Source organism: Alteromonas sp. W364 (assembly GCF_031846205.1).
GTDB lineage: Bacteria > Pseudomonadota > Gammaproteobacteria > Enterobacterales > Alteromonadaceae > Glaciecola > Glaciecola blandensis.
Genome location: NZ_JAVRID010000001.1, coordinates 566,791 through 578,876 on the forward strand (window position 1 = coordinate 566,791; position 12,086 = coordinate 578,876).

Sequence of the window (12,086 nt, forward strand, 5' to 3'; positions counted from 1 at the left end):
ATGAGCACTTTGAAAAAACAAAAAACGCAGTGTGTAGAAATACCACTGCGTTTTTTATTTTGAACTCGCGATAATTCTGTCCAATTGATTTGCAAAATTCATTTTGTCTTTTGGCGAAAACGCTTTAGGCCCACCAGTTCTCTCGCCACTAGCCCGTATGGTGTCCATAAAATCACGCATCGTTAAGGTTGCCTTGATAGTCGCGTTATCATAAGCCTCACCGCGGAAATTGACGGCTTGCCCACCTTTCTCCAAGACCTCAGCAGCTAGCGGAATATCTCCGGTAATGACCAAGTCATTTGGCTCGCAACGCAATACAATCTCATCGTCTGCTACGTCGAAACCAGAGCTCACTCGTAAGGAGGTGATATGCGCGTTTGGAGGCACCGGTATATGTTGATTCGCCACAAACGTCAGTGGAATTGAAGTGCGTTGAGATGCTTTTACAAGCACCTCTCGGATAACGCCAGGACATGCATCTGCATCTACCCATATATGCATTAGGCTAACATTCCGCCGTCAACATTTATGCATGCACCGGTAGTGTAGCTTGAGGCATCAGACACTAAATATAGCACTGTACCAGCCATTTCATCAGGATCAGCGACACGACCCAGTGGGATGACTTTAAGCGCGTGTTTCAAAATAGAGTCATTAGTCGTCAACGCCGATGCAAACTTAGTATCAGTTAAACCAGGTAGCAACGCATTTACTCGAATATTTAACTTGCCACATTCCTTTGCAAATGACTTTGTCATACTGATCACAGCGGCTTTCGTAATTGAATAAATACCTTGCATATCACCAGGCGAGACACCGTTTACTGACGCCGTATTCAGAATGACGCCTGATCCCTGCTCTCTCATCAATTTACCCGCCTCGATTGACATGAAGAAGTATCCACGCACGTTTACATCGACGGTTTTCTGATATGCTCCCAGATCAGTATCTAGAATATGTCCAAAATACGGATTGGCAGCAGCATTATTCACTAGGATGTCGACTTTACCGAACTCTGATTTTACGAAATCAAATAGCGCCGTTATTTGCGCCATTTCACCTACATGACAAGCGAATGCAGTGGCTTTCCCACCATCATCTCGAATGCTTTGTGCAACTTCTTCGCAAGCTTCGATTTTACGACTCGAAACAAGCACGTGAGCCCCCTTTGCAGCCAATAAACGTGCGATTGACTCACCAATGCCTCTACTAGCCCCAGTAACGATGGCAATCTTGCCGCTTAGATCAAACAAATCTTTCATGTTAACTCCTTTCAAACTGAATTATATACTTTAGTGAGTTTACGCTTCTCTTGGCGCTAAAACACCTACTTTTTAAGCTAGCATTCCACCATCTAGCACCATGGTTTGTCCTGTCATAAAGCTACTTTCATCACTACACATCCAAGCCATTGCACCTGCAATTTCATCTGGCTTGCCTAGTCGCTTCATTGGGTTCGCTTTGACTAATGCCTTACGTCCCCTTTCATCAAGTTTCGCCATTGTATTTTGTACCATAGGTGTGTCCACAAAACTTGGACAAACCGCATTAAAACGAATATTCGCTCTGGCATATTCAACAGCGGCAGATTTAGTTAGCCCCACGACACCATGTTTAGCAGCGGAATAGGCAGAAATCATTGGCGAAGAGCGCAAGCCTGCAACCGATGCCACATTAATTACATGTCCACCACCATTCGGAGCCATACACGCAATCGCAGCACGCATACAATGCCACACACCTTTAAGATTCACGGCTATGTTTCGATCAAAATCATCATCGCTTAACTCATGCATCGGCGCTGGATCGTGGTCAATACCCGCATTATTAATAACGACATCAATGCCACCCAGTTGTTGCATGGCAGCAGCAAACAGGTTTTTTACCGACTTCGCATCAGACACATCTACTGCGTGGGTCAATAGCGATGTGCCATGGTTTGACGCTTGTTTTTTAGTTTTTTCAGAGTTCTCTGCAGACAAGTCAGCAATCATGACTTTAGCACCTCTCTGTGCAAGCAATAATGCAAGCTCAGCGCCAATGCCTGATGCACCACCTGTGATTAGAATGCGTTTATTTTCTACGTTTGCTGCTGGATTCATTCTGCATCTCCTACTTTAAGGACTAACTTCCCGAAGTTTTCGCCTTTAAATAACATCATCAAGGTGTTCGGGAATGTTTCTATCCCTTCAATGATATGGTCTTTTACCTTCATCTCACCTGATTGAATCCACCCCGCAATATCTTTCATCGCACTTGGATATTCACTGACGTTATCGAAAACAACAATGCCTTCCATTCTTGCTCGGTTAACAAGTAAAGAGAGATAATTAGAAGGGCCTTTTACTGGGGTGGTATTATTATATTGACTTATAGCACCACAAATAACGATCCTTGCTTTCATGTTTATTTGAGTCAGAACATCGTCAAGAATGTCGCCACCGACATTGTCGAAGAATACATCCACGCCTTTTGGACAGGCCACTTTGAGTGCCTTTTTCACGTTTTCAGATTTATAATCAACTGCGGCATCAAAGCCAAGCTCATTAACAAGGAAATCGCACTTTTCTTTACCGCCAGCAATGCCAACTACGCGACAACCTTTGATTCTTGCTATTTGACCCACTAGACCACCAACAGCACCTGCAGCTCCGCTTACAACGACGGTTTCGCCTTCTTTGGGTTCTCCCGTTTTTAGCAAACCAAAATAACCTGTCATGCCAGGCATACCCAGCACACCTAGATAGTAAGACAATGGTGCGAGATTAGCATCAACCTTGTGCAACATACTGCCATCAGATACTGCATACTCTTGCACTCCCTGATAGCCACACACAAAGTCACCTTCTTGGAATTTATCATGCTTACTGGATATCACTTTACCAACGGTACCTGCTCGCATAACGGCGCCAATTTGAACCGGCTCAATGTATGATTTTGCATCGTTTAACCAACCACGCATGGCAGGATCTAGTGAAACGTATAACACTTTTATTAATAACTGCCCTTCTTTAAGTTCAGGAAGGTCAGACTCAACCATTTTCCAAGTACTTTCATCAGGTGCGCCTATTGGGCGCTGTGCCAGTTGCCATTGTTTGTTTGTTATCGTCATCGTCTTCTCCTTAGAACCAGTCTGCTTGCATTGTTGAACAAACGTCGTTGTCTTGTTTTAATATTTTGATATCTCGTTCAATAGTGGGTAGTTCCCAGCTAACGAAATAGGCCGCAGCTTTTAATTTGCCTTCGTAAAAAGCAGTTTCTTGTTCTGTTACATTGTCACCAGCCAGCTTTTGCTCCGCCACATGTGATTGACGAAGCCATATCCAAGTCACTACGATTTGCGAGAAAACACTCATTAAAGCTTGCGCATTCGCCAACAAAGTCGCTTGCTTGTCGTTTTGCAATGTTCCTGCTACATGCGTTAGGATGTCATGAAGCTTTTGTAGATATGGCAGGAATTCTTTCACTAATTTCCCTGTTTTCGGTCCAGACATAGTGGCCAAGTCTTTTTCTATTTCACGTTGCAAGATCTTGAGCCCAAGTCCATTTTTTTGCCACAACTTGCGGAAAGACAAATCTAAAGCTTGTATTCCATTTGTCCCCTCATGAATTGGGTTTAGGCGATTATCACGCCAAAACTGCTCTGCGTAATATTCTCTGGTATACCCTGAGCCACCTAACACCTGAATTCCCAAATCATTCGCTTTCGGACCAAATTCTGAGGGCCAAGCTTTGAATACAGGCGTGAGTAAATCAAGAAGCTCTTGCAGTGATTCTTTTTCTTCTTTGTCTTCACACACATTAATGCGATCAATAAGGTGAGAACCGTATAAACAAAGCGCCATGCCGCCCTCTGTATAGGCTTTCTGCGCTAGAAGCATTCTTTTCACATCGCCATGCAATACGATAGGAGATGGCTTTGAGGGGTCGCTGTGCTCTGCGCTTCTGCCTTGAGTTCGCTCTTTGGCATAAGCTAAAGAATATTGATACCCGCGATAACCAATCATTGCTGCGCCAAAACCGACACCGATTCTCGCTTCATTCATCATCATAAACATGTAGCGCAAACCATGATGTTCCTCACCCACGAGATAACCATGACAATCATCATTTTCACCAAAGGTTAAGGCTGTTGAGGTTGTGCCACGATAGCCAAGCTTGTGTATAAGGCCCGCTAACTGAACATCATTTCGATTCAAAATCTCGCCTTTGTCATCCAAGCGGAACTTTGGTACGACAAACAATGAAATTCCCTTTACGCCAGCTGGACCACCAGGGATTTTTGCTAACACAAGGTGCACAATATTGCTCGACAGTTCGTGCTCGCCACCCGAGATATACAGTTTACTCCCTTTCAAGCGGTATTTTCCGTCTTCATGCTTCGTCGCGGTTGTCGTGATGTCAGCTAGAGACGAACCAGCGTGCGGTTCGGTTAGCGCCATCGTACCGGTAAACTCACCGCTCAACATACGAGGCATAAAGGTTTCTTTTAATTCACTAGAGGCGAAATGGTTAATCACGTTGGCTGCTGCTGCAGTTAAGAATGGGTAAGCCGTAGACGAAGGATTTGCTGCCATAAAATAGGCAGATGCTGCTGTCATTAGCACCTCAGGCAGTTGCATCCCGCCATCTTCAAAGCTATAGCGTCCTGCAATAAAACCCGCCTCGCAAAATGCATCATAGGCCATTTTCACTTCAGGTATCATACTGACCTTTTGACCGTCGAAAGTAGGCTCATCTTTATCCGCGATATGGTTGTGCGGTAAAAACAGATCGGTCGCTATCTTTTCAGCTGTTCCTAACATCGCAGAAAAAGTATCTTTGCTATGCTCTTCAAACTTTTCAAACTGGCATAACTTGTCCGCTTCGAGCACATCATACAATTGAAATTGCATTTCTAAATCGGGTATGAGCTTCTCTGACATAAGGGTTCCTTTTTTAATAAACTGCTTGGCTGAAGTTTGGTCGAAAATTGTCAATAGACATTCTGTCGATATTTTTAATCGATTTGGTATCAAGCCGTAACATACTAAACAATACACATGATACGTATAACACCATACAAGCGATTTCCTATGCCAATTAAACATATGAATAGACAAATACAAAGTTGCTGAATAACAGCAACTCATTTTTCATAAAGACGACTTTTTATGTGACACTTTTATGAATTTATTATGACAGTAAGCCTTGTGAGGCTGGCCTTGAATGCAAATATAAGTGGAAACTGATACACTCGCGCGCGATTTACAAACTCATGTTTAAACTCTACTAAAGGTTCAATAAATGAAAAGCTACAAGCTAGCCAGCCTGGCAATTTGTATTAGTGCAGCATTGCAAACTACCTCACTATCCGCTCAAGAAGTTGAAAAAAACGAAGCGGTGTTGGAAACAATCACGGTGACAGCTCAAAAACGAGTGCAGTCAATTCAAGATGTTCCAATCTCTATCGCTACGCTAAATGGTGAGAAGTTTGAAAGCATTTTCTCAGGTGGCGAAGATATTTTGGCGCTCGCTGTTCGTGTGCCGGGCTTGTATGCCGAATCGTCTAATGGTCGAGTTGCTCCGCGTTTTTATATTCGTGGCCTAGGCAACACCGATTTTGACTTGGCAGCATCTCAACCGGTATCGATCATTATGGACGATGTGGTCAAAGAAAACGTCGTTCTCAAAAGTTTCCCTCTATTTGACATTGAACAAGTGGAAGTTATTCGTGGACCACAAGGTACTCTTTTTGGACGTAACACCACTGCAGGTATCATCAAGTTTGACAGCGTTAAGCCAAGTGAAGACTTTGATGCATATGGTAAAGTGGCGTTCGGTTCTTTTGGAACCGTGAATGTCGAAGGAGCTGTTGGTGGCGGCTTAGCTGACAATATTGCGGGTCGCTTTTCATTTTTATCGCAACAACGCGATGACTATATCGACAATGCATTTTCGGGTGAAGACGATGTGATTGGTGGCTATGACGAGCTAGCTTGGCGTGCGCAGTTGTTGTTTACACCAACTGCTGAATTAGACGTTCTCGTTAACCTGCATGGAAGAGACTTAGAAGGCACCGCGTCTATCTTTAGAGCAAACGTCTTCACTCGTGGTTCTAACGACCTAAATGAAAACTACGATCGCGACACTGTTTATTATGACGGTAACCTTTTAGGTAACGGTTTTGATAACAACCCACAGGAATATGAAAACTTTGGATTTTCTGTAAAGGTTGACTACGATTTCGATGAGGCAACGTTTACTTCAATTACTGCAAATGAAGAAGCTGAAGGATTCAGTCTAGGTGATGTAGACGGTGGCGCAGGTTCAGGTGATACTTCTGTACCCGGCTTCATTCCTTTTACTGCGGTAACTCAAGATAAATTAAATGACCTAGAGCAATTTACGCAAGAGTTCCGTTTAGCCAGTAACAGTGACGATGCATTGAGCTGGCAAGTAGGTGCGTTTTACTATGACTCATCTTTCAATGTAACCAGTATCGACGGTTTCTTTGGTGCAACGACTGTATTCCATGAAAATACTACTTGGGCAGTCTTCGGTCAGAGTACTTACGAAGTAAGCGAAAAACTCACTGTAACCGGTGGCTTACGCTACACAGAAGATGAGAAATCTCTCCGAGTTGGCGACCAAAATGTAGACGGTTTCGCATTGGTTATTGACGCAGCTCAAATCCAAGAGTATGCACCGATTAACGTCGATGACGGCCAAGTAGGCTATGAACTAAGCGCAAACTACAAGCTTGACGAGAACACATCATTATTTGCTCGCTATGCTAATGGTTTTAGAGCACAGAGTATTCAAGGCCGTGATGTTGCTTTCGAAGGCGCACCGTCAGTCGCTGAAGCTGAAACAATTAATAGCGTTGAAGTGGGCTTTAAATCTGATCTATTAGATGACAGTTTGCGACTCAATGCGGCAGCGTTTTATTATGTTGTAGATGACATTCAATTCTCTGCCATTGGTGGCGGAGCGAACAATACGGCTCTTATCAATGCTGATAAAGGAACTGCGTTTGGTTTCGAAATCGATGCAACGTATATCGTCAACGACAATTTAGTTTTAACTGGTGGTTACAGTTACAACAACACCGAAATAAAAGATGACAGTTTGTCTGTTTTCCCATGTGGTGCAAATGCCGACTTCGGTGGCAATTGTAGAGTGCTTAATCCAAGAACAGATGATAATCGCGCACTCATTGATGGAAACCCATTCCCACAAGCACCTGAAACTATCTTCAACTTTACTGCTCGCTACAGTATACCGGCGGGTGAAAACGGTGAGATATTTGCGTATACAGACTGGGCATTCCAAGGCAAAACCAACCTGTTCTTATATGACTCTGTTGAGTTTCAAACGGATGATAATGTTGAAGGTGGATTACGTATCGGCTATGAAAACTTCGAGCACAACTATAGCATCGCGCTTTATAGTCGTAATATTACAGACGAAGATAACGTAAAAGGTGCAATTGATTTCAATAACCTGACGGGGATTGTAAATGAGCCGCGCGTTATTGGTATCGAAGGTAAAATTAGCTTCTTTTAAGCGTTTATAATCGTTTAGAAAAGCAACTAAAAAGGGGTCAGAGTTAATTTAATATGCCATCGGCAATTAAATTAACTCTGACCCCTTTTTTAATTAACTCTGACCCCTTTTTTCTAACCTCGAGTCTGAGTACTTTCCAAAGTAGACTGTTGTAGCCCGCTTTTCGCCTTGTCTCGTTTAAACAAGCCTGTGAAGTCATCCAGTATTAAATAAAGGGAAGGAATCAAAAGCAATGTTATGACGGTGGCAAACAAAATACCAAACGCTAAGGAAATAGCCATGGGTATGACTACCTGAGCTTGTAGGCTTCGCTCAAAAACAATAGGCATCAAGCCCATAAACGTGGTCAATGAAGTTAACACAATTGCTCTAAAACGTTCGCTCCCCGATTTCAAGACAGCGTCCATCAAGTTATGACCTTCTGCCCTCGCCTTGTTCACAAAATCGACCATAATCAATGAGTCATTCACTACCACTCCCGCTAACGCAATAATGCCGCAGATTGATAGGACACTCACCGCTTGCCCGAATATTAAATGTCCGACAATCGCACCGACCATGCCAAATGGAATAACCGACATTATGATCAAGGGTTGCAAATATGACTTAAGAGGTATCGCCATCAGCGCGTAAATAGCGATTAAAGCAAACAAAAAACCCTGCGCCAACGAAACGACGGCATCTTGCTCGTCTTTTGAATTACCTTGTAATCTAAATTCGACAGCAGGATACCGCTCCAGCATCTCGGGAATCACCTTCATTTGCACTTCAACTGTCAGGTCGCGAGTATCGACAATGTCCGTATCTACTTTGGCTGACACAGAAACAGAACGTGAACCATCCACTCTTATTATGTTCGCATACCCTTTGCCCAATTCGATATCAGCTACTTCGCGAAACGGAATATCGTCACCATTTGGCGCTCGGACTCGCATATTCTCCAGATTACCAATAGAATTTCGCTCGTCCTTAGGGTATCGAACCATGACTTTAATCTCTTCATCATCACGCTGTATCCTTTGAGCTTCAGCACCATAAAACCCATTTCGCACTTGCTGAGCTAATGAGGATAGCGTTAATCCCAAAGACTCGGCCTCAGGTTTTAAATCAAGCTTGATTTCGTCACTACCACCACTGAAGGTATCCGTCACTTCAGTGATACCTGCGTAGGCGCCCAAGTAACTGCGGAGCTCTTTGGCGACATTTTCTAATTGTTGAATATCATTGGATCTGAATTCAAAATCAAGTCCATTGGCACCACCTGGTCCGCCGGGATTACCAATGTTGAAGTTTCTGACACCGGGTATTTCTGGAAGTAGTGCGCGCCATTCGTCTTGCATTTGGACGTCGGTCAATTCGCGAGTCTCGCCTTTTGTCAACTCAACAAACACAGTCCCACCTAAAGTGCCGTTATCAAAAGCAATAGCATGCTTGACTGCGTTAGAGCCGGTTTCTGCTTTTACCTTTTCATCCATTTTGTACATCGCATCTAACATTGCATTCATCGCGATGTCTCTCTGTGCGATCGATGAGCCAGGCTCAAGTTCAACGCTTGCTTGCATAAAATCAGACGGAATATTGGGGAAAAATTGCCAGCGCACCAAACCACTGCTGAATAAACCAATGGTGACAATCAACATGCCAATAAAAGCGGCTAAGGTGGTATACCTGTTGCGAACTGCCTTTGCTAGAAACGGTACATACTTGTCTTTTATGAAGGTCTTGATACCGATACTAAAAATATCTCTAAAACGTTGAAAAGCATTAGCTTTCTTTGGGTCGTAAGGCTTCAGTTTCATGTGTGCCAAGTGGGCAGGAAGAATTAACTTGGACTCAATCAAGGAAAAGATTAAGCATAAGATAACCACCATACCTATGGTTTTCCAAATGACGCTTGTTGGCCCACTCACCATTAACATGGGTGAAAAAGCGGCAATAGTGGTTAATACACCGAAGGTTGCTGGCATTGCCACCTTCTTGACACCCCGTATGACGGCGTCTGTACTATGACCCTTTTTATCAATTTCTGAATAGGCCGATTCGCCCATAATGATTGCATCGTCTACCACTATCCCCAGTACCAGAATAAAACCAAATAAACTGAGCATATTAATGGAGACATCAACTTGTGATATTGGCATAAACATCAGTGTGCCTAAAAAGCAAACGGGAAGGCCCACGATCACCCAAAAAGCTAGCTTTACTCTAAGAAACAGGGATAACACGATAAATACGAGTGCGGCACCGGCCAGCATATTCTTGATCATCATATTTAAACGATCAGCTAAATAGAAGGAACTGTCGCCCCATGTATCAGCCTTGATGTTTGCTGGCATCTCTTCACGTTTTTTATCAAGGTATTCGTTGACTGATTTGGAAATTTGTAAGGCGTTCTGGTCACCCACGGCACGCACTCTGATACTAACCGCTGGCTTCCCATCAAATAATGCATATTGATTATCTTCTACAAAACCATCATTGATTGTTGCAATATCACCGAGAAGTAAACGAGTGCCATCATCGCGACTAATTAAAGCTACTTTAGCGAAATCCCATGCGTTATAGGCTTGCCCGTTTGCCCTCAATAAAATATCACCATTGTCGGAACGTATGGAACCACCCGGAAGGTCAATGGATGACTGACGAATCGCATTTACTAATTCGTTAAAAGTGAGGTCATACTCTTGCAGTTTTCGTTCTGATATTTCAACTGAAATTTCATAGTTTCGAGAACCGACAACCGATACATCTGAAATCCCAGGTAGGTTTGCGATATCGTCACGAATGCTTTGCGTATATTGCTTTAACTCTCTCTCAGTGGTATCACCATACACAGAGACCCAAAGAACGTCCTGCGGAAACTTAATTCTATATGCGACTGGCTTTTCAGTGTTGCCAGGGAAACTGGGGATGGCATCTACTTGTACCTTTACTTCATCCAATAAGGTTTGAACGTCATAACCATCTTCAACTTCGATGCTCAAGGAGCCCACGCCTTCTCTCGCAGTTGACGTGAGCTTCTTAATACCCTCGAGATCTTTGACAGCCTCTTCAAGTTTTAAAATAACCCCCTCTTCTACTTCTTGTGGAGCCGCACCTAAATAAGGAACTTGGACAGAAATGACATTGACTTCAAACGCCGGGAACACCTGCTTTTGTACACGAATAATACCGAATATCCCGCCCAGTATTATCATGACCATCAAGAGATTCGCTGCAACACTGTTTCGTGTAAACCACGCTATTATGCCAGTTTCAGTGTCAATTTTATTATCACTAATCTGACTCATTACTTCACCTCAATGGCGTTGTTATTTGCTGGGATTTCGTTAGCGCTTGGCTCTTTGTCTTCATCGCCTAAAAACCTGACTGGCATGCCATTATAGGGGTTGGGCACTGCGCTCATCACCACTTGGTGTTCTGGGTTTAAACCATCACTGATGTAGACAAAATCCTCATCTGTTCGTTGTACAGTAACGAAGTTGATTTTAATTTCTTTGTTCTCATCAACCGTTAGCACGGTTCCGTCTAATCTAAGTACATTGCGAGGTAGAACGACAATATTTGGTGAACTGATACCGCTAATTTGCGCACTCACAAATCGACCAAATCGCAAAGGCTGTGCATTGGATGCCGCTTCAGACCGCAAAAGATAGGGATCAACGACTTCAACAACACCATAAATAACTCGACTCTTACCATCTAAAATCGCTTCATCACGCACTAGAGCGCCAGTCCACTGAACCGTTTTACCAGCAATATCTGTTGACAGAATTACCTTTGGGTTTGTATCACTTAAGTCATCAAGAAAGGCGACATCATCATCAGTTAACGGTAAGCGTACCTCTCCAATGGCAGTAGAAAAGACTTCACCAAGTTGTGAGCCTAAGGTAACGAACTGTCCCAAATCGACATTACGCGTTTTTACCAGGCCATCATACGGCGCACGAATTTTGGTTCTTTCTAGATTTCGTTTTGCTCTTTGTAAACCAGCTTCGGCTGCTTTCACAGTCGCTTGCTCTCGGGCTAGTTGTGGCTTTCTCAATCCTAATTCTGGTGGCGTTCCTTGATTAAATGAACGCCATTCCTCAGCGGCAACCATTCCTCTTGCTTTTTCCTCGTCCAATGAAGCTTGGGCTCTTGCCAATTCGGCTTCTGCCAACAATAAATCTGTTCGGTAGTCAGCATCTTCGAGTTCGACAAGTACGTCGCCTTTAGCAAAGAAGCCACCCTCGACAAAGTTGTCAGCTATAGAGGCAACCCTGCCGCTCACCTGCGTACTCAACATCGTTTTGTTTTTTGCTTGTACCGAGCCTTGTGAATAGACGAGAAAATCTACGGTCCCAAACTCAATAGGCTTTGCGTCAACCAAAAAATCTTTTGTGACCACCTCTTCTTTCTCTGGTTGTTTTTTTAAACTCGCTAGTGCGAACATCACAGCGATCGCCAATAAAATAATAATCATTGGGATGCCAGCTTTCTTTAAGGTACGACTCATTAATGTAAACCTTGGTCAGTTACAGATTTAAATACTGATA

General features: G+C 43.4%; 8 protein-coding genes. 1 reads left to right on the forward strand and 7 read right to left on the reverse strand.

Annotated elements, in window-relative coordinates:
* Nucleotides 1-54: 54 nt before the first annotated feature.
* The 5 genes from RM556_RS02460 to RM556_RS02480 form a co-directional block, all read right to left on the reverse strand.
* A complete protein-coding gene (locus RM556_RS02460) occupies nucleotides 55-501 on the reverse strand; it encodes a YaiI/YqxD family protein (protein ID WP_311360394.1) in 447 nt (148 codons plus the stop codon).
* On the reverse strand, nucleotides 501-1,262 hold the full coding sequence (locus tag RM556_RS02465; RefSeq protein ID WP_311360395.1) for an SDR family oxidoreductase: 762 nt from the start codon (nucleotides 1,260-1,262) through the stop codon (nucleotides 501-503). Before RM556_RS02465 ends, RM556_RS02460 begins: the two co-directional genes overlap by 1 nt.
* 72 nt (nucleotides 1,263-1,334) lie before the next feature.
* Nucleotides 1,335-2,102 (reverse strand): SDR family NAD(P)-dependent oxidoreductase, encoded by a 768-nt coding sequence (locus RM556_RS02470; RefSeq protein ID WP_311360396.1) that lies wholly within the window; start codon nucleotides 2,100-2,102, stop codon nucleotides 1,335-1,337.
* Complete coding sequence (locus tag RM556_RS02475; protein ID WP_311360720.1) at nucleotides 2,099-3,106, reverse strand: NADP-dependent oxidoreductase; 1,008 nt, start codon at nucleotides 3,104-3,106, stop codon at nucleotides 2,099-2,101. The genes RM556_RS02470 and RM556_RS02475 overlap by 4 nt, the downstream gene beginning before the upstream one ends.
* 16 nt (nucleotides 3,107-3,122) lie before the next feature.
* A complete protein-coding gene (locus RM556_RS02480) occupies nucleotides 3,123-4,925 on the reverse strand; it encodes an acyl-CoA dehydrogenase (protein ID WP_311373751.1) in 1,803 nt (600 codons plus the stop codon).
* A gap of 361 nt (nucleotides 4,926-5,286) precedes the next feature.
* Between RM556_RS02480 and RM556_RS02485 the strand changes: the two genes are divergently transcribed.
* Complete coding sequence (locus tag RM556_RS02485; protein WP_311360398.1) at nucleotides 5,287-7,548, forward strand: TonB-dependent receptor domain-containing protein; 2,262 nt, start codon at nucleotides 5,287-5,289, stop codon at nucleotides 7,546-7,548.
* A 113-nt stretch (nucleotides 7,549-7,661) separates the two neighbouring features.
* Here the strand turns inward: RM556_RS02485 and RM556_RS02490 are convergent, their stop codons facing one another.
* Together RM556_RS02490 and RM556_RS02495 are read right to left on the reverse strand one after the other, a co-directional pair.
* Nucleotides 7,662-10,838, reverse strand: coding sequence for an efflux RND transporter permease subunit (locus tag RM556_RS02490; protein WP_311373752.1), 3,177 nt, complete (start codon nucleotides 10,836-10,838; stop codon nucleotides 7,662-7,664).
* The gene (locus RM556_RS02495) at nucleotides 10,838-12,046 is read right to left on the reverse strand and encodes an efflux RND transporter periplasmic adaptor subunit (protein ID WP_311360400.1); all 1,209 of its coding nucleotides are present in this window, start codon (nucleotides 12,044-12,046) and stop codon (nucleotides 10,838-10,840) included. The genes RM556_RS02490 and RM556_RS02495 overlap by 1 nt, the downstream gene beginning before the upstream one ends.
* Nucleotides 12,047-12,086 lie beyond the last annotated feature (40 nt).